At 63.7% G+C, this 17,193-nt stretch carries 17 protein-coding genes and 1 tRNA gene; 9 read left to right on the top strand and 9 right to left on the bottom strand.

The window, feature by feature from the left end; all coding sequences use genetic code 11:
• Positions 1-14 precede the first annotated feature (14 nt).
• The gene (locus NCR37_RS17330) at positions 15-701 is read right to left on the bottom strand and encodes an NADPH-dependent FMN reductase (protein WP_502800549.1); all 687 of its coding nucleotides are present in this window, start codon (positions 699-701) and stop codon (positions 15-17) included.
• A 211-nt stretch (positions 702-912) separates the two neighbouring features.
• Here NCR37_RS17330 and NCR37_RS17325 point away from each other — a divergent pair, with 211 nt between their 5' ends.
• A complete protein-coding gene (locus NCR37_RS17325) occupies positions 913-1,935 on the top strand; it encodes a chemotaxis protein CheB (protein WP_250474081.1) in 1,023 nt (340 codons plus the stop codon).
• 59 nt (positions 1,936-1,994) lie between these two features.
• On the opposite strand, the gene NCR37_RS17320 is transcribed toward NCR37_RS17325, so the two are convergent.
• Positions 1,995-2,297, bottom strand: a complete 303-nt coding sequence (locus NCR37_RS17320; RefSeq protein WP_250474080.1) for a DUF4148 domain-containing protein — start codon at positions 2,295-2,297, stop codon at positions 1,995-1,997.
• Between the two features lie 309 nt (positions 2,298-2,606).
• On the opposite strand from NCR37_RS17320, the gene NCR37_RS17315 reads away from it, so the two are divergent.
• Positions 2,607-2,807 (top strand): hypothetical protein, encoded by a 201-nt coding sequence (locus NCR37_RS17315; protein ID WP_250474079.1) that lies wholly within the window; start codon positions 2,607-2,609, stop codon positions 2,805-2,807.
• A 60-nt stretch (positions 2,808-2,867) separates the two neighbouring features.
• Here NCR37_RS17315 and NCR37_RS17310 read toward each other — a convergent pair whose 3' ends face one another.
• Positions 2,868-3,779: a sterol desaturase family protein gene (locus tag NCR37_RS17310; protein WP_250474078.1), complete on the bottom strand. Its 912-nt coding sequence runs from the start codon at positions 3,777-3,779 to the stop codon at positions 2,868-2,870.
• 217 nt (positions 3,780-3,996) lie between these two features.
• On the opposite strand from NCR37_RS17310, the gene NCR37_RS17305 reads away from it, so the two are divergent.
• Together NCR37_RS17305 and NCR37_RS17300 are read left to right on the top strand one after the other, a co-directional pair.
• On the top strand, positions 3,997-5,217 hold the full coding sequence (locus NCR37_RS17305; protein ID WP_250474077.1) for a PepSY-associated TM helix domain-containing protein: 1,221 nt from the start codon (positions 3,997-3,999) through the stop codon (positions 5,215-5,217).
• A gap of 142 nt (positions 5,218-5,359) precedes the next feature.
• Complete coding sequence (locus tag NCR37_RS17300; protein WP_250474076.1) at positions 5,360-5,578, top strand: hypothetical protein; 219 nt, start codon at positions 5,360-5,362, stop codon at positions 5,576-5,578.
• Between the two features lie 88 nt (positions 5,579-5,666).
• On the opposite strand, the gene NCR37_RS17295 is transcribed toward NCR37_RS17300, so the two are convergent.
• A tRNA-Val gene (locus NCR37_RS17295) sits at positions 5,667-5,743 on the bottom strand.
• 192 nt (positions 5,744-5,935) lie between these two features.
• Between NCR37_RS17295 and NCR37_RS17290 the strand changes: the two genes are divergently transcribed.
• Positions 5,936-8,329 (top strand): putative bifunctional diguanylate cyclase/phosphodiesterase, encoded by a 2,394-nt coding sequence (locus NCR37_RS17290; protein WP_250474075.1) that lies wholly within the window; start codon positions 5,936-5,938, stop codon positions 8,327-8,329.
• 24 nt (positions 8,330-8,353) lie between these two features.
• On the opposite strand, the gene NCR37_RS17285 is transcribed toward NCR37_RS17290, so the two are convergent.
• Entirely contained in the window at positions 8,354-9,118 is a 765-nt protein-coding gene (locus tag NCR37_RS17285; protein ID WP_250474074.1) for a ParA family protein, read from the bottom strand.
• Positions 9,119-9,342: 224 nt separating this feature from the next.
• Between NCR37_RS17285 and NCR37_RS17280 the strand changes: the two genes are divergently transcribed.
• The gene (locus tag NCR37_RS17280; RefSeq protein WP_250474073.1) at positions 9,343-9,510 is read left to right on the top strand and encodes a hypothetical protein; all 168 of its coding nucleotides are present in this window, start codon (positions 9,343-9,345) and stop codon (positions 9,508-9,510) included.
• A 319-nt stretch (positions 9,511-9,829) separates the two neighbouring features.
• Positions 9,830-10,594: a bestrophin-like domain gene (locus tag NCR37_RS17275; RefSeq protein WP_250474072.1), complete on the top strand. Its 765-nt coding sequence runs from the start codon at positions 9,830-9,832 to the stop codon at positions 10,592-10,594.
• Positions 10,595-10,646: 52 nt separating this feature from the next.
• Here the strand turns inward: NCR37_RS17275 and NCR37_RS17270 are convergent, their stop codons facing one another.
• On the bottom strand, positions 10,647-11,399 hold the full coding sequence (locus tag NCR37_RS17270) for an SDR family NAD(P)-dependent oxidoreductase (protein WP_250474071.1): 753 nt from the start codon (positions 11,397-11,399) through the stop codon (positions 10,647-10,649).
• Between the two features lie 102 nt (positions 11,400-11,501).
• Between NCR37_RS17270 and NCR37_RS17265 the strand changes: the two genes are divergently transcribed.
• Entirely contained in the window at positions 11,502-12,470 is a 969-nt protein-coding gene (locus NCR37_RS17265; RefSeq protein WP_250474070.1) for a LysR family transcriptional regulator, read from the top strand.
• Positions 12,471-12,494: 24 nt separating this feature from the next.
• Here the strand turns inward: NCR37_RS17265 and NCR37_RS17260 are convergent, their stop codons facing one another.
• Positions 12,495-14,117, bottom strand: a complete 1,623-nt coding sequence (locus NCR37_RS17260; protein ID WP_250474069.1) for an acyl-CoA synthetase — start codon at positions 14,115-14,117, stop codon at positions 12,495-12,497.
• Between the two features lie 186 nt (positions 14,118-14,303).
• Here NCR37_RS17260 and NCR37_RS17255 point away from each other — a divergent pair, with 186 nt between their 5' ends.
• Complete coding sequence (locus tag NCR37_RS17255; RefSeq protein ID WP_250474068.1) at positions 14,304-14,774, top strand: ribonuclease; 471 nt, start codon at positions 14,304-14,306, stop codon at positions 14,772-14,774.
• A gap of 168 nt (positions 14,775-14,942) precedes the next feature.
• On the opposite strand, the gene NCR37_RS17250 is transcribed toward NCR37_RS17255, so the two are convergent.
• Complete coding sequence (locus NCR37_RS17250; protein WP_250474067.1) at positions 14,943-16,163, bottom strand: glycoside hydrolase family 88 protein; 1,221 nt, start codon at positions 16,161-16,163, stop codon at positions 14,943-14,945.
• Between the two features lie 116 nt (positions 16,164-16,279).
• Positions 16,280-17,176: a helix-turn-helix domain-containing protein gene (locus NCR37_RS17245; RefSeq protein WP_248323088.1), complete on the bottom strand. Its 897-nt coding sequence runs from the start codon at positions 17,174-17,176 to the stop codon at positions 16,280-16,282.
• Between the last annotated feature and the right edge of the window lie 17 nt (positions 17,177-17,193).

The raw sequence follows: 17,193 nt of genomic DNA, 5'->3' as shown, positions 1-17,193 counted from the left end.
GTCGCAACGTCACGCTAGCTCTGCGCTACCGCGACCTTGTTCTCCACGACATGCCATGCGTCGGGCCGATGCGAGCCGAACGCGTGCGCGAAACTCGCGGCCTGCTGACCGACCGTGCGAAGCTGCGCGACGACCTTGGGGTCCGAGCAGGTATCGGCCGATTCGAAGCGCGTCTCCAGCGTGTTGACCGCCGCGCCGAACGGCGTCGGCCAGCCGCGCAGCGCATGCACGATCGAGCGCAGCGACGTCAGCACGGTGCCCGCAGCCTGCCAGCCATACGCGGTGACGATGCTGCCGACCGCGCGGCCGTCGAGATACGGACGCTCGTCGAGGCGCAGCTCTTCTAGCGTATCGAGCGCGTTCTTCACGAGACCCGAGATGCCGCCGTGATAGCCGGGCGTGGCGATGACGAGCGCATCGGCGGCGCGCACGGCTTCGATGAGTTCATGCTGCTCGTCGGTGAGTACGCGCGATTCGGGCGCATAGTGCGGCAAGCTATGCAGAAACGCGCCGCCGAACAACTGCACGCTCGCGCCGGATTCTTGCGCGCCCTTGAGCGCGAACGCGAGCGCGCGTTCTGTCGATGACGCAGGCCGCGTCGTGCCGCCGATTCCGACCACGAGCGGACGGCGCGATGTTTCGGTTCGGGTCAAGTTCGATGCTCCTTCAATGTGAACGGTGCGAACCGTCGGACCGATCATCATAGCCAGCGGTCGCGCGCTCTGGAACGCATCATTTTCGCTAAGGATATGCACGGTTGCGCAGGCCTCGGGCGCTGTCTTCTCGATGCGCCGGGCGCGCGGCTGCCGCACGCAGGATGCGGGCCGCGCAGCGTTAGCGCGTAGACTGTACGTAACAGTCGACTTTTCGTCGCCACCGCGACGGCTGCCGATCCTGTGACAGGGGACAACCATGGACGCGCGCATTCAGCGGGACATCGTGGTCGTCGGGGCGTCGGCGGGCGGCGTGCCCGCGCTGGGCGCGCTGCTCGCCCGTCTGCCGGCGCAGTTGCCGGCGACGCTCCTCATCGTCATGCACATTTCGCCCTACGGACCGAGCGCGCTGCACACCATTCTCGCCCGCGCGACGAATCTGCGGGTCGTCGCGGCGACCGACAACGCGCCTCCCGCGCACGGCACCGTCTTCATCGCGACCGCGGACCGGCATCTCATGCTCACGAAAGAGGGCGTGCGGATCACGCGCGGTCCGAAGGAATGCCGCGCGCGCCCGGCCGTGGACGTGCTGTTCCGCTCGGCGGCGGTGGCATACGGCGAGCGCGTGATCGGCGTGATACTGACCGGCGCGCTCGACGACGGCACCGCCGGGCTCTGGGCGGTCAAGGACCACGGCGGACTGGCGTTCGTGCAGGACCCGCTGACAGCGGACCATCCGTCCATGCCGGAGAGCGCGATCGCGCATGTCGAGGTGGACTTCGTCGGCGGCCTGGACGCGCTGGCCGGCAGAATCGTGAGCGCGGTCGTCACGCCCGCCGGCAGCGCGGCGCATGGCGTGTCCGCGCGCACGTACGCTGACATTGAAAACAGAATTTCGGAGACCGGGGACGGCGGGGAGGCGAGTTTCATGAAGCTCGGCAACATTTCGCGATACACGTGTCCCGACTGCAACGGCGTGCTCATGCAGATAGAAGAAGGGCCGATTGTCAGGTTCAGGTGCCACACGGGCCACGCGTTCTCGATCCAGACGTTGATCGCGGAAATCAACGAGGCCATCGACGGCGGCTTATGGACCACGCTGCGCGCCATCGAAGAAAGAATCATGCTGCTGCGCCAGATGGCCGATCTCGCTGAACGGGCCGGCTCCGCGCTCGACGCCGCCGCGTATCGCGAGCAGGCGGACGAAGCCGAGAAGCGCCTCGCGCCGCTGCGTCAACTCGTGCTGGACCCGGATTCGCTCGGGCATGCGCCAGCCGGGTGATCGCCGCGCGTTAGGCGCTCGACGTTGCACTAAGCGTACGGCCATCACGCGAGCGCCGGTCAGTCGGCTTGCGGCGCGTTCGTCAGGCAGTCGGCTTTGAACCAGGCATCCACCTGACGCTGCGCCGCTTGCAGATCCTCCGGATAGTACGGGTCGAACCATCGCGACGGATCGTAGCCCGCTTGCCTCAACGCCGTCAGTTCGCTTGGATTTCGCTCGCGGTTCGGAGGCGCATTGCTCCGAAGCGCGGCGAGGTCGCGGCACTGTGTCGGGCTCAAATGCGCGGCGTGAGTCGGCGGGCCGCTGGCGGCGCAGCCCGCGAGCAGGCAGGCGAGTGCCGGGAGCATCGGCAGAAGTTTCATGGCGGTCGTCCTTCATTGATGTGTGGTGGCAGACGGAGCAAAGCGAATGCCGCTACATGCGACCCAAACGCGTCTTCTGCCCGATGCCGGACCGCGAACCATGCCCGAAGTCAGTCATCGCGCTCATACGAGCGTTCGCTCGACCGATACATGCCTTTCGGAAAATATAATTAGGACCTTTGACGAAGCGCGCAAGACCTCCGACGACATATGATGACATCCACCGGCTCCGCGCAATCGACGCGCGCAAAATCTCTCGCGTCCCGCGCACGGTGACCGGTGCATCTCAATCGAAAGAGGATAGCCACAATGCACACAATCGACCGCGACGCACTCGCTCATGCACAGCTTGCCGGCGGCGCCGCAAAAACCACCGGCGGCAGCGGCGCAACCTGCCCGGCCGGCGGCTCGACGCTGCCGTCCGGCGGCACCAGCACGCAGACCGGCACGGCCACGTCTGTCATCACGGTGAACGGGCAGCAAATCATCAATCAGACCGTCACGTTCTGATTGCACGAAGCACGAAGGCGGACCGTGCGTTCGCCTTCGTGCTTTCACGGCGTTGCAGACTCAGGATGCCTCCATCGCTTTGCCGGCGCTTCTCGCGCGCTTCTGCAATGCTTCGGTCGTTTCCCCTTCGCCGTCGGGACGCCAGCCGGGCGGGCGAAGCAGAAAGCCGATCGCCTGAGACGCGCTCTTTGCGCGATACACGTCTTTCGCGAGGCTCACCCAATGTTCCATCTGAACGACGACCGGATTGCGCGACGTGGTCGGCGTCGTCAGGCCATAGCGGCACGGCTCATCGGCGCGTTCCTCGACATACGTGCCGAACAGCCGGTCGAAGATGACCAGCACGCCTCCGAAGTTGGCATCGAGATACGCCGCGTTCGATGCATGATGCACGCGGTGCGCAGACGGCGTGTTGAACACGTATTCCAGCCAGCCGAGTTTCGGGATCCATGTCGCGTGCAGCCAGAACTGGTAGAGCAGGTTGATCGACAGCGCGGCGAGCACGACTTCCGGCTTGAGGCCGAACCACACAAGCGGCGTGAAGAACAGCGCCGCGCCGGTGATCTTCGAGGTCCAGCCGAGCCGATACGCGGATGAAAGCGTCAACTGGTTCGGCGAATGATGGACCGCATGCGTCGCCCAGAAGAAGCGCACCGTGTGCGACGCGCGGTGATACCAGTAGTAGCAGAACTCCATGCCGATAAAGAGCAGGAAGACGGTCAGCGGCGTGTTGGTCGTAACCGTGTGGATGCGGTGCTCCCACGCGAACGCGAAGAACGGCGTGGCGAGCGAGAGCGGCACGAAAGCGAGCAGCTTGCGGCCGACCAGATCGGCGAGCGAGATCCACACCTCGTGCCAGGCGAACGCCTTGTCCGTGCCCTTATGTTTGCGGCTGAGCCAGACTGCTTCGATCATCGACGCCGCGAGCACGATGACGAGCACATACACCGATGACTTTCCGATCGCTTCCATGATTTCCGCCGTGGGTGGGTTAGGCATGTGCGCACTGTAGCGATGGGTCGCGTTAAAAACCACGCGCAACTTGTGTCGCGAAATGTCACGCGCTGTTGTGGCGTTGAAGGCTTGCTGAAGCATCGCCTCGTCGCTACAATTGCGAACAATTCCTATTTACGCACGCGCGATCCATGCCAAGAACCGCACGCTCATCCGTTATCGAGGCACCGTCCGCATGAGGCGCGTGCTCGTGCGGCTGCATCGCTGGTTCGGCGTGGCGACCGCGCTGTTTTTGTTCGTATCGGGGTTGACCGGCGCCATCATCGCGTGGGATCACGAAATCGACGCCTGGCTCAACCCCTCCTTCTTTCATGCGCAGAGCCGGGCCGCGCCGCTTGCGCCGCTCGAACTGGCGCGGCGCGTCGAGGCCGCCGATCCGCGCATCCAGGTGACGTATCTGCCGCTCGGCGTCGAGCCGGGCCATACGGCGCAGCTGATGGTCGTGCCGCGCACGAATCCGTCGACCGCTGCGCCATATGCCATCGACTTCAACCAGATCGCGGTCGATCCCGCGACGGGCGCGGTGCAAGGGCGCAGGATGTGGGGCGCGGTGTCGCTGGCGCGCATCGACCTGATGCCGTTCCTCTACAAGCTGCACTACACGTTGCATTTGCCGGTCGTGGGCGGCTTCGATATCGGAACGTGGCTGCTCGGCATCGTCGGCATCGTGTGGTTCTTCGATACCGGCATTGCGCTCGTGCTGTCGTTTCCGAGCGTGAAGGCGTGGCGCAAGTCGCTCGCGTTTCGTTTCAGCCGCGGCGGATACGCGCTCACGTTCGATCTGCATCGCTCCGGCGGCGTGTGGATCTGGGCGCTGCTCGTGGTCGTGGCGCTGACGTCCGTTTCGATGAATCTGAGCGATCCGGTCGTTCGTCCGGTGGTCTCGCTGTTCTCGACGCTCTCGCCGTCGTTCACCGAAAACGCCGCGCTCGTGCGTGCGGATTCGGCGGGGCGCGCCCCCGCGACGCGCGAGCAGATTCTGGCCGCCGCCGCGAGCGATGCGAAACGCGCGCACATCGCCGCGCCGATGGGCGCGCTGTACTACGTGCCGACGCTCGAAGCGTACGGCGTCGGCTTCTTTGCGCCGGGACAGGACCACGGCGACGGCGGGCTCGGCAATGCATGGCTCTACTACAACGGCCACACGGGCACGCTCGCGGGCTCGTCGATTCCGGGGCGCGGTTCCGCAGGCGACATCTTCATGCAGGCGCAGTTTCCGCTCCATTCGGGGCGCATCATCGGCGTAGCGGGACGTATCGCGATCAGCGCGGTCGGGATCGCGGTGGCGGTGTTGAGCGCCACCGGCCTCATCATCTGGATGCGCAAACGCGCGGCGCGCCGCCATTCGGCGACAGCCAATGCACGGGCGGCGCGCGGTCGGTCGGTCGCTTCGTGAGAGCCGTTGCGGCGGACAAGGCAGCCCGCTTCTTCTCTTGCCGGCTCGACGGCTTCGGGTCCTTTCTCATGCCACCGCCGAGCGACTGTGGACGGTATAAAATCAGAAGTACCCGCCTCGCGCTCTATAGCAGCCTGTAATCATGGAACCGACTTCGAGTAAGGAAGCGCCTCGCAGGCGCCTGTCAAAGCGATCGCTCAATGTGCTGTCGGCGCTGGTCGGGATTGCCACGCTCATGCTCGGCGTCGGCTGGCTGGTCTACAGCTGGACGGTGGATCTGGAAGTGCCGTACTTCGCGATTCCGCTCGTGCTCACGGTGCCCGTGATCGCCGCCGTGGCGTTTCGGAACATGTGGGACTAGCGTTTCGACCGACGGAAGAATGATGGAACGTAGGGGGAAAACAAAAACGCCGCGATGAACGCGGCGTTTTTGTTTGATGCGAATGCGTTGGTAGGCTCGATTGGACTCGAACCAACGACCCCCACCATGTCAAGGTGGTGCTCTAACCAGCTGAGCTACGAGCCTGTGAAGCCGCGCATTATAGAGACCCTCGCCGCGATGCACAAGCCCGACGGTTCGAAACTCTTCTCGCGTCGCGGACGAGGGTGGTGCACCGCGCTAAAGCATTTTCGCGGCCAGACGTAAACAAGAGCTAGGTCATCTCTATCGCGGCCCCGTCAGCCGCTCGTACATTCAAGCCCTCGCTTCGTGACGCCAATGTCTCATCAAACTGCCCCTGGCTCCACCGGCGCGCCGCGAACGAACCAGGGTTCCGCGCAGAACCAGGGTTTCCTGTCGTTCTTCCTGCATGCGTGCGCGAAGCACGCGGGCGTCTCCTGGCGTGACGCCGTCGCGCCTCTTCTTGCGGCCGTGGGCGCGTACGCGCTCGTGCATCTGGCGCTTGCCTCCGTCTCGGCGCTCGGCGCGATGTGCGTCGGCGGGGTGGCCGCCGTCGTCGTCGGCACGCTCGCCTTGCGCCGCGCGCTCCGTACGACCGCGCGCCATCGCGCGACCGTGGCGCTTGCCAAGGCGCTACTCGATGCCAATCGCGAATGTCTGAAGCTGCTCGACACGAATGGCCGCCTGCTCCGCATCTCCGAGTACGGCGCCGAACTCATGCGCGCTGCCGGTCCCGATCAACTGGCCGGCGCCGATTGGCTCGACTTCTGGAGCGGCAGCGAAGCAATCGCCGCGCGCGACGCCTTCGAAGGCGCGCTGCAAGGATCGCGGACATCGTTCACGGGAACGTGCCCGACGACCGCCGGCGAGCCGAAGGTCTGGCAATCGCGGCTCATACCGGTCGAAAAGAGCGGCGGCGGCATCTACGGCGTGCTGTGCGCGTCGCTCGACGTGACGAAGGAAGCCGAACTCGCCGCCGACCTGCGGGCGAAAGAAGCCCTCATGTCCGAAATGGAAGCGCATATCGGGCTCTGTTTCTACTCGTACAGCGCGGACTTCAGCTATTTCCATCACATCAGCGCGGGCTGCGCGTCCGTGTTCGGCCTCTCCGCGTCGACGCTTCGCGAGCGCCCGGAAGCCTGGATGGACGTCGTGTTGCCCGAGGACCGGCCGGTCGTTCAGGCGGCGATGCAGCGGCTCGCCGAGACATCGGTCGGTGGGCGCACGCAGTACCGCATTCGCGCGAACGGCGGCGAGATCCGCTGGGTGCAGAGCACCGCCTATCCGATCCTCGACGCAGCCGGAAACGTCGCGCGCGTGATCGGCGTCACGGAGGACGTGACGGCGGAGCAGGAACGGCTCGTCGAACTGGACCGGCTCGCCTACACCGATTCGCTCACCGGGCTTGCCAACCGCGGCGCGCTGGTGCGCGGAATCGAGGAACGTTGCCGGCAGGACACGACGTTCGCGTTGATGTTCGTGGATCTCGACCGCTTCAAGGTGCTCAACGATACGCTCGGTCATACGGCGGCCGACCGGCTGCTCAAATCGCTGAGCGAGGACATTCAGGCGTCGCTGCCGGCGGGCGCTTTCCTCGCGCGGCTCGGCGGCGACGAGTTCGCCGTGCTGATCGACGACGCGCAAGACAAGGATCATCTCGCCGGCATCGCGAAAAGCATTCTCGGCGCGTTGCGGCAGACGGGCGAGCCGACGCCCGCGGGCACCTTCGTCACGGCATCCATCGGCATTTCAGTGTTCCCGGAGAACGGCGCGGACCACGAAACGCTGCTGACGAGCGCCGACATTGCGATGTATGCGGCCAAGAAAGCCGGGCGCAACGGCTTCCGCTTTGCCGACCAGGTCGCGACGGGGCGGATCGTCGATTTCAGACTGGAGCGCGATGTGCCCGCTGCGCTCGCCGCCAAGCAGTTCGTGCTGCACTACCAGCCGATTTATCAGCCGCATTCGCTCGAAATGTGCAGCGTCGAGGCGCTGATCCGCTGGCGGCATCCCGCGCACGGGCTCGTGCCGCCCGACGTGTTCATTCCGATCCTCGAAGAAAGCGGTTTTATCAACGAGGTCGGCGCGTGGGTGATGGACGAGGCGTTGCGGCAGCTTGCGCAGTGGCGCCGAAGCGGCGCACATGGGCTCGGCGTGTCGGTCAACGTCTCCGCGCGTCAGTTGCGCGACGCGGCGATCGTCGATGTTGTCAACACCGCGCTGCAACGGCACGGGCTGCCGGCGTCGAGTCTCCAGCTCGAACTGACCGAGAGCGCATTGATGGAGAACCCCGAGCTCGCGCAACGCACGCTGCGGGCGCTGAAGGAACTGGGCGTGCGCATCGCGATCGACGATTTCGGAACCGGTTATTCGAGCTTGCGTTACCTTGCGGATTTCTCGCCCGATACGCTCAAGATCGACCGCTCGTTCATCGCGCGCCTGGAGAGTGACTTTGCGATTCACAAGATCGTGCGCGGCATTATTCAGCTTTCGCATGCGCTCGGCCTGACCGCGACGGCCGAGGGCGTGGAGTATCCGCCGCAGTTGCGGCTCCTGCGCGACGCGCAATGCGACTTCGTGCAGGGCTATCTGTTGAGCAAGCCTGTCGCGCCCGAGCAGGTTTTCGGGCTCCCGATCGTGGGAGGCGGCGCAGAGGGCCTTGTCGGATCGGTCGCCGCGCAACACGCCGGGGCGGTTCCGCATACGGCGTGAGCCCGCGGCTGCCGGCGTAACGCGTCAGCCGTTCAGTTCGTCGTGCAGCGCGACGTATTCCTGCGCGAGCTTGTGGCGCGGTTCCAGATAGATCATCGGCCGCGCGTGCTGGTGGCTCTCGCGAATCTTCACCGACGACGAAATGTGCGACGCGAGCACGGGCAGGTCTTCGGCGCGGAGTTCATCGACGAGCTTTTGCGGCAGACTGGCGCGCGGCTGAAACTGATTGATGACGATGCCTTCGACCTTCAGATCGGGATTGTGGTCGTGCCGGATTTCCTGCACGTTCTCCAGCACCGAGTACAGCGCGCGACGCGAGAAGTCGTCGCAATCGAACGGAACGAGACAGCGTTCGACGGCAATCAGCGCAGAGCGCGTGAAGAAGTTGAGAGCGGGCGGCGTGTCGATATAAACGGCGTCGTAATTCGACAGACTCTTGAGCGCGTCGCGCAGCTTGTAGATTTTGTAGCGTGATTCCAGCTTGCTTTGCAGCGTGTCGAGGCTGGGATGCGACGGCACGATATCCAGATTCTCGAACGGCGTCGCATGAATGAACGAGTCGAACGCGGGTTCGCGAAAGCTGTAACTCAGCGCTGATTCGAAGAAGCTCGCGAGGTTCGGACGCGCGTCGTGCGCAGCGGCGCCGAGCAGATACTGGCTCGCGTTGCCTTGCGGGTCCAGATCGACGACGAGCGTGCGCGAACCTCGCGACGCGCTGATCGCCGCCAGATTACAGACGATAGTGGACTTGCCTACGCCACCCTTTTGATTGAAGACGACACGTCGCATCGACTGGCTTCCCCTGAATGTGTACGGGCGTTCGTGAAAGGACAGCATCGTGTGCTGCATGCGGGAGCGTGAGGCGCAGCGTCATACGCCACGCGTCATAGTAGCGCATCGCTGTTTCACGTTCGAAGTCACGGTCGGCCGATACCGCATGTTCGCGCATTTCAAAGCCATTCGTAGCCGAGTACACTTTATTTGCGGTGCTTTTGCCGCAGAAGGAGGTCGCGATGAAATTCGTCGAACTGTTCAGGCGCGCCAGGCGGGGCGTCACGGTCGGTCACGCCGGCGACGCGGAGCCTCATCACGAGGATCATTCAGGCTCCGTGCAGAAGCAAGCCAAGAAGCTATGGGACGCGGTCGGCCGCAGGCGTCATAAGAACGCGAAGTGGCATTAGCCTCCATGCGCCGGTGTCGCCAGATTGCCTGAGGCGATGCCGGCCTTTGTCCATTCATCGGGCGATGCGGTCGTTCGATTGTAGACGCTGATTAACGCCGCCGTTTCGGCTGCGCCGCAAGGGTCGCGCGCTGTTCGCGATACGCGGATTCCAAACCATAGAATGGGCGCCGTTCTCCGCGAGCGTCTCCTGGCATGCACGCGAATTCACGCCTATAACTAGCTTTCAAGCGAAATGAGGCAAGCGAGCATATGAGCCCGCGCATCGCGGTATTCACGCGATTTCGAGTGACAGGATAAAGACCGAACGGAGAGATTGCATGGCGTCACTCGTCGATCACCCCGCACTACTCTTTGTCGTTCTGCTGGCCGTGTTCATCGTCTCGATTGCGTTCGGTGTATTCGTTCTTCGCCGCATTGCGCCGCTGCGCGATGATGAACGCGATGATTTCAATGTCGTACAGGGAGCGACTCTCACTTTATTGGCCTTGCTGATCGGTTTTAGCATGTCGATGGCGGTCAGCCGCTATGACCAGCGAAAGACGCTCGAAGAAGCCGAGGCGAATGCGATCGGCACTGAATACGTGCGAGCCGATTTGGCCGATCCGCATATCGGCGCCATGATGAAGGCTGCATTGGTCCGTTATGCACGCTTGCGACTGACCGAATTCCAGACGCGCGACCGAGACGCGCGAAGCCGTCTCGATGCCGAGACGGCGGCGGTTCAGTCCGAGTTGTGGCAACTGGCAGCGCAGGTGGCGAAGGCTCAGCCGACGCCTATCGGGTCGCTCGTGGTGGCGGGCATGAACGACGCGCTCAACTCCCAAGACTATTCGGAAGCCGCCAGAATCAATCATATTCCGTTAGGCGTATGGGTCTTGATGATCGTGATCGCGCTCCTGGGATGCGCCGTTCAGGGCTATGGCGCAAAAGGCAGGCGCCGCACGGTGCTGCTCATGACGATTCTTCCCGTGACCATTTCCTTGTCCCTCACGTTGATTGCCGACATCGACAGTCCTCGTGGCGGGATCATACGCATTCAGCCGCAGAACCTGACGCGGCTGCTTCACGCGTTAGAGAAGTGATAGTGAATAGTGGAGCGAAGCGCGACGGCGGCGCCGTCGCGCTCACTCACACTTACACTTGCGCCTGTCCGCCGTCGACAAAGAGTTCGGCGCCGTTGACGAAGCTCGCATCGTCCGAAGCGAGGAAGAGCGCTGCGGCGGCGATTTCGTTCGGGTCGCCGACGCGGCCCATCGGGATGCGCGACGCCAGATAGTCCAGCAAGCCTTGCTGCTGCGCGGCATCTGGGCCCGCGAGGTCGACGAGACCGGGCGTCTTCGTCGCGCCGGGGCTGATGGTGTTCACGCGGATGCCGCGATCCTTCAGGTCGAGAATCCAGCTGCGGGCGAAGTTGCGGATCGCCGCCTTCGACGCCGAATACACGCTGAATGCCGCCGTGCCTTCGCTGCCTGCGGTCGAGCCCGTCAGAATCACCGATGCGCCTTTCGACAACAGCGGCAGCGCCTTCTGCACAGTGAAGAGCGTGCCCTTCACATTGCGGTCGAACGTGTCGTGATAGTGCTCCTCGGTGATCTCGCCGAGCGGCAACATGGAGCCGCCGCCGGCGTTGGCGAACAGCACGTCGAGCCGGCCTTTTTCGCCGCGAATCTGCTCATACAGCGCGTCGAGCTGGTCGAGCTCGGACGAATCGACGCGAACGCCCGTGGCGTTGTCGATCGCGGCGACTGCCGCGTCGAGTTCGGCCTGACGGCGGCCGGTGATATAGACGTGTGCGCCTTCCGCGGCGAAGCGTTTGGCGGTGGCGAGGCCGATGCCGCTGGTTGCGCCGGTAACGAGAGCGATCTTGCCTTCGAGCTTGCGTGCCATGATTCTTTCCCTATCCATTTTCGTTGAGCGATGCGAGGAGAATATCGACGCCCGCGTCGTTTCGAAATAGACTGGCCTGCAAACCATCATTGCAGGAATGAAATGACGAAGCTCCCCGATTTCGAAGGACTGGCGATGTTCGCGAAGGTGGCCGAGGAGGGCTCGTTCGCGGCTGCGGCCCGGACGATGGGCGTGTCGGTCGCGACGGTGTCGCGCGGCGTGGCGAGGCTGGAGGAGCGGCTCGGCGCGCGGCTGTTCAACCGAACGTCGCGCCAGCTCGCGCTGACGGAATTCGGCGGCACTATCGCGGAGAAGGCCGGCGACATTTATCGGCAAGCAGAGGAGGCCGAGAACGCCGCGAGAGAGATGTCGGTGCAGCCGCGCGGGCTCATTCGTGTGGCCGTGCCCATGTCGTTCGGCGTGCGCTGGATCGCGCCGCTGCTGCCCAAGTTTCTGCGCGCCTTTCCGGACATATCGCTGGACCTGCACTTGTCGGATGCGACGGTCGATATCGTCGCGCAAGGCTTCGATGCGGCGCTCAGAATCGCCGCCTTGCCGGATTCCTCGCTCGTGGCAAGGCGGCTGTGCGCGGTCTCGCAGTTGCTCGTCGCATCGCCGGCCTATCTTGAACGCTTTGGCCGGCCGACGCATCCGCGCGACCTGATTGGCCGGCCGTGCCTCTCGTATGCCTACCGCGCGGGCACCGAAGTCTGGCGCTTCGTGAATGACGCGGGCGATGAAGAACCGGTCACGCCGGTCGGCCCGTTGCGCGTCACGAATTCGGATGCGCTACTGCCGACGTTGCTCGATGGACTCGCCATCGCGGAGCTGCCCGAGTTCATCGCGGGCGAATATCTCGCCGACGGACGGCTGGAAGCGATCCTGGCCGACTGGCACCTGACCCGAGGCGGGCTGTATTTCGTCACGCCATCGGCGCGGGCGCGTCCGGCGAGAGTGACGGCGCTTGCCGATTTTCTCGCTGCGCATCTCGCGGAACCAGCCTGGCTTTCGCCGCAAGCAAAGGCGGCTGCGCGCGGCGCGCCGCGCTTAGCTGTGCGCCAACGCCTATGAACCGTGCCGTCGTCGCGTGAACCGCTAGGTGTTTCTCAACTCGCGCCTGATGAGCTTTCCGGTCGATGTCATCGGGAGCGATTCACGATATTCGATCAAGCGCGGATATTCGTGCGCGGCCAGACGCGTGCGTACATGGTCCTGCAGTTCGCGAGTCAGTTCGTCGCTGGGTGAGAAGCCGTCGCTCAAGACGACGCACGCTTTGACGATCTCGGTCCGGTCTGCATCCGGCACGCCTACGACCGCCACGAGCCGAACGGCGGGATGCCCCAGCAGGCAATCTTCGATGGGTCCCGGCCCGATGCGATAGCCCGCGCTCGTGATGACGTCGTCGTTGCGGCCCACGTAGTGGATGAAACCGTCGCTGTCCATGCGGCCGAGGTCGCCCGTGAGCAGGTAGTCGCCCGCGAACTTCTCAGCTGTCGCCGCAGGATTGTTCCAGTAGCCCAGGAACATGACGGGGTCCGGCGCCCTGATCGCGATGTTGCCGATCTCATCGACCGGCTGCACGACGCCGCGGTCGTTCACCACGCGCACGTCGTGCCCCGGCGCCGCGCGTCCGATTGCGCCAGGCCGGGCCGGAAACCAGTTGCCGCATGAGGAGACGACCATGTTGCATTCGGTCTGACCGTAGAACTCGTTGATGGTGATGCCGAGTGCTTCGCGGCCCCAGGTCAGAAGCTCGGTGCCTAACGATTCGCCTCCGCTCGCGACGGAGCGCAGCCGCAGATTCCATCGCTCGCGCGGCGTCTTTTCGGTACGCAGCATCTTGAGGGCCGTCGGCGGGAGGAATACGTGCGTCACGCCGTGACGGCTCATCAGGTCGAACGCCGCGCTTGCACTGAACTTGTCGAAGCGATGCGAGACAACTGTCGCGCCGTGGTGCAGCGCGGGCAGAAGAACATCGAGCAGGCCGCCGATCCATGCCCAGTCCGCGGGCGTCCAGAACGTGTCGGTCTGACTGATCGACCCGCCATGCGACATCTCGACGCCCGGCAGATGGCCGAGCAGCACGCGCTGCGCATGCAACGCGCCCTTCGGCTTGCCGGTGGTGCCGGACGTATAGATGATGACGGCGGGGTCATCGGCTCTTGTCGCCACGGGCTCGAAGGTGTCGATTTGCGAGGCGAGCGCCGTGTCGAAGTTCTCGACTGCGCCGCTCGCTTCAGGCTGCGCGCCTGTCACGAACACCGTGCGCAGCGCGGGCAACCGGTCACGGATGCCTGCGATCTTTCGCGCGCCCGCGGCATCGGTCACGAGCACGCTGGCTCCGCTGTCGCGCAGGCGAAACTCCAGCGCTTCCTCGCCGAAGAGCGCAAAGAGCGGCACCGAGATCGCGCCGAGTTTGAACGCGGCGATATGCGCGATGGCCGTCTGCGGCGATTGCGCGATCAGGATCGCAACCCGGCTTCCTTGCACGATGCCATGCGCCCGAAAGCAGTTGGCGGCGCGATTGCTCTGGGTTCGCAACTCCGCGAAGGTCAGTCGCTCGATGCTGCCGTCGCGATGTTCGTGGATCAAAGCGGTGTCGTCGGGACGGGAGGCGGCCCATTTGTCGCAGACGTCCACGCCGATGTTGTAGTGCTCGGGAATGGCCCAGTGAAAGCTTTCGACCGCGGCTTCGTAACTGGTTTCTTTGGACAGCATGGGCGGACTCCTTGTAGTCTCGTCGATTGTGCCAGCGTATCGCGATTTTCTCCGCATGCCGCGACGATTCCACAGGACGAATGGAGTGTCGAAACAATTGCGCGCCTCGCATTGATGCCCCTCGCCACTAGCGATATGCTGGAACCGTTGGCGATAGTCGAATGCAAGTCAACCGGAGACAACGGCTTGGTCAAGCGCGCATGGATCTACCCCTGCCTGTTCGCCTTGAGCGCGGTGCTGGGCGGATGCAACAAGAGCGGCTCGAAGGACGCGAATCAGGAAGCGGGCGCAGCCGCGAGTCAGGCGTCTTCGCAGGCGAGCGCGGCAAGCGGCATATCGGCCGCATCGGGCGCGCAAGAGCGCGGTGCGTTACCTTCCGTCGCCCGGGCGCAACTGCCGGGGGAAGCCGCCGACACACTGCGTCTGATCAAGGCGGGCGGCCCTTTCCCGTATCGGGACGACGGCGTCCTGTTCCGCAATAGCGCGGGTCTGCTGCCCCAGCAGCCGCGCGGCTACTACCACGCCTACACCGTCCGCACGCCGGGTGCGACGGATCGCGGGCAACGCCGCATCGTATGCGGCGGCGCGCGAAGACAGACCAGCGAGTGCTATTACACCGACGATTACTACGCCAGCTTCAAGCGCATTGCGGAGTGATGCAAGCAAGTTGCAAGAGCCTTGTTGTTACTAACATTGGTTCTGCGTATGCAAAGGCGTGTACACGTTCTGGGAACAAGGCCGTGTGATGACGCATGCTCGACTAATCGTCTTCGATGCGTACGCGCTCAGCTTCATGCCGGCCTTCTGAAGCGAAGCGCGTGGAGGTCAAGCGAGCGGAATGCGCGCGTCACCGAGCGGCCGCAGTTTACCCGGATGCACGGCACGGCAGAGCGCCTCGACGAAAAAGAAATCGCCGAACATGGTCGCGCCATCCACGCCGATGTTATGGGGCTTCGAATAGCACGAGTTGTGTAGCAAGCCGTGTTGGCCGTCCTTCGTGAATTCTTCGCGACATAATGCTTCGAGCATCGCGGTGCCATGGCGATGCCACTTTGCGCCGACCTGCGTATCCGGATGCAGACGCGCCATTTCCAGCAACGCCGATGCAACCACCGCAGCGGCCGCCGTGTCCTTGATTTCGGCATCGCGGCCTTTGGCGTCGAAGTCCCACGGCGGCACCTGACGCCCCTCGAGGCGACGCAGATAGTAATCGGCAAGACGTTCGGCGAGGTCGAGGTACTTGCGCTTGCCGGTTTCGCGCGCAGAGTTGACGTAACCGTAAATTGCCCATGCCTGACCACGGCTCCACGCGGATTCGTCGAACGCGCCCTGAAATGTATAGCCGCGTTTGCGCATGCCGCTTTCCACGTCGTATTCGACGGCGTGGTAAGTCGAGTCGTCATCGCGCACGAAGGCGCGCGCAGTCATCTCGGCGTGGGCGTCGGCCGCTTGCCGGTAGCTGCCGTCGTCGGCATGATTCGCGGCCCAGTAGAGCAGCGACAAATTCGCCATTGTGTCGATTGCGGATGCGCTTCGGCCACGCGGATCCGACAGCGGTCCCCATGACGCGAGATAGGCGCCGTCGCGAGTCGTCACGAGGCGCGCGCGCAGCTTGTCGGCGGCTTCGAGCGCCAACTCCGCGAACCATTCGTCGCCGGTGATGTGATGCCCCGGCACGGCGCTGCTATCGAAAATGAAGCCGATGTCGTGCGTATTCGGGTCTTGCGCTCGCTGCCCGACGAGCAGCATGCGGGCACGCGCCCATTCAAGGAACCGCGCCTCACCGGTATGCAGATACGACGTCAGCAGAAGCCCGACCCAGAAGCCGCAGAACCAGTTGCCGTGGCTCCACGCGTCACCGTCATAGCCGGCGGAAAGCGAGGCGGGTAGACGCACCCATTGGCCGTCGGGACCGGTGACTTGCGGGAATTCGACTCCGAACGTCAGTTCGTCGGCGGCCACTTTCTTTGCAGTCTTATCTAGCGTTTCGCGAAACAGCCTGATCTGTTCTTCGGACAGCGCCATCGGATTCTTTGCGTTCGACACGGTGTCTCCTTGAGTTCGTCATGCGCAGGATGATTCTAAAAAGAGCCTGCGCGATGGCGTTAGGATGAAACGCGTGAACTGTTGGACATTTCCGCACTCAGGCGGGGCATGACGAATCAGATATGCAGCTTGTCGAGGCTACGCCGGTAGTCGATCGGTGAGCGGCCTGTGTGCTTGCGAAAACAGCGGCTGAAATAGGCGGGATCGTCGAAAGACAGCATGGAGGCGATCTCTGCCACATTCACTTCGGAATGAAGCAGCAAACGCTTGGCCTCGAGCATCACGCGTTCCCGAATGAGTTTGGGCGCGGTGCTGCCTAGTGCTTGCCGTGTTGCCTCGTTGAGAGCCCGTTCGGTCACGTTCAGAAGGCGCGCATAGTCGGACGCTTCGTTCACCGAACGAAAATGCTTCTCTAGCAAACTCTTGAAGCGGCGCGAGAGCAGCACGCTGCGTGAGGCGGCGGCGTCGCGCATGGCGGCGGCGTCGCACATGCGCGCCACCTTGATCAGGAACACATGCAGCCAGGCCCAGATCGCGTCGGTGTAGCCGACTTGCTCATCGCGGTACTCTTCGCGGATTCCGTCCATCACGCGCGAGAGTTCGCGGACCTGCGCATCATTCAGATGCAGGCACGCCCCGAGCTGTTCGAAGTTGTAGACGGGTACCTCGGTTTCGGTGTGGCGGTTCTGTACGCGAAACGCGAAGAACTCGGACGAGAAGCTGATCGAATAACCGAGCGTATCCGCGGAGAGATCCAGATCGTGAATCTGGCCCGGCGTCATGAAGTACAGCGTATTGGGACGGACTTCGTAGCGCACAGAATCGATCACGTGCGAGCCACTGCCGGCGATTACCCACATTACGTGATAGAAGTCGTGGCGATGCGGATAGACGAGCGTCGATTTTAGCGCCTCGATTGGCGCGAGGTGAAAGTCCGGCGTCTTGACGTGCGCGCCGTATTCGTAGTCCTCGATCCTAATGACCGGAACGTGACAACAACAAGCGGTATCCAACTGTCTCCTCCCTGTTG

It is taken from the genome of Caballeronia sp. GAFFF1, assembly GCF_023630705.1.
In the GTDB taxonomy this organism is placed as follows: Bacteria; Pseudomonadota; Gammaproteobacteria; order Burkholderiales; family Burkholderiaceae; genus Caballeronia.
Note: the sequence above shows the minus strand (reverse complement) of the source record. Positions and strands in the feature narration are given on the sequence as shown.

What these genes read in the sequence shown, in the direction of transcription:
- NCR37_RS17330 (WP_502800549.1), bottom strand. Translation starts at nt 701, where the DNA reads ATGATCGGTCCGACGGTTCGCACCGTTCACATTGAAGGAGCATCGAAC.
- NCR37_RS17325 (WP_250474081.1), top strand. Translation starts at nt 913, where the DNA reads ATGGACGCGCGCATTCAGCGGGACATCGTGGTCGTCGGGGCGTCGGCG.
- NCR37_RS17320 (WP_250474080.1), bottom strand. Translation starts at nt 2,297, where the DNA reads ATGAAACTTCTGCCGATGCTCCCGGCACTCGCCTGCCTGCTCGCGGGC.
- NCR37_RS17315 (WP_250474079.1), top strand. Translation starts at nt 2,607, where the DNA reads ATGCACACAATCGACCGCGACGCACTCGCTCATGCACAGCTTGCCGGC.
- NCR37_RS17310 (WP_250474078.1), bottom strand. Translation starts at nt 3,779, where the DNA reads ATGGAAGCGATCGGAAAGTCATCGGTGTATGTGCTCGTCATCGTGCTC.
- NCR37_RS17305 (WP_250474077.1), top strand. Translation starts at nt 3,997, where the DNA reads ATGAGGCGCGTGCTCGTGCGGCTGCATCGCTGGTTCGGCGTGGCGACC.
- NCR37_RS17300 (WP_250474076.1), top strand. Translation starts at nt 5,360, where the DNA reads ATGGAACCGACTTCGAGTAAGGAAGCGCCTCGCAGGCGCCTGTCAAAG.
- NCR37_RS17290 (WP_250474075.1), top strand. Translation starts at nt 5,936, where the DNA reads ATGTCTCATCAAACTGCCCCTGGCTCCACCGGCGCGCCGCGAACGAAC.
- NCR37_RS17285 (WP_250474074.1), bottom strand. Translation starts at nt 9,118, where the DNA reads ATGCGACGTGTCGTCTTCAATCAAAAGGGTGGCGTAGGCAAGTCCACT.
- NCR37_RS17280 (WP_250474073.1), top strand. Translation starts at nt 9,343, where the DNA reads ATGAAATTCGTCGAACTGTTCAGGCGCGCCAGGCGGGGCGTCACGGTC.
- NCR37_RS17275 (WP_250474072.1), top strand. Translation starts at nt 9,830, where the DNA reads ATGGCGTCACTCGTCGATCACCCCGCACTACTCTTTGTCGTTCTGCTG.
- NCR37_RS17270 (WP_250474071.1), bottom strand. Translation starts at nt 11,399, where the DNA reads ATGGCACGCAAGCTCGAAGGCAAGATCGCTCTCGTTACCGGCGCAACC.
- NCR37_RS17265 (WP_250474070.1), top strand. Translation starts at nt 11,502, where the DNA reads ATGACGAAGCTCCCCGATTTCGAAGGACTGGCGATGTTCGCGAAGGTG.
- NCR37_RS17260 (WP_250474069.1), bottom strand. Translation starts at nt 14,117, where the DNA reads ATGCTGTCCAAAGAAACCAGTTACGAAGCCGCGGTCGAAAGCTTTCAC.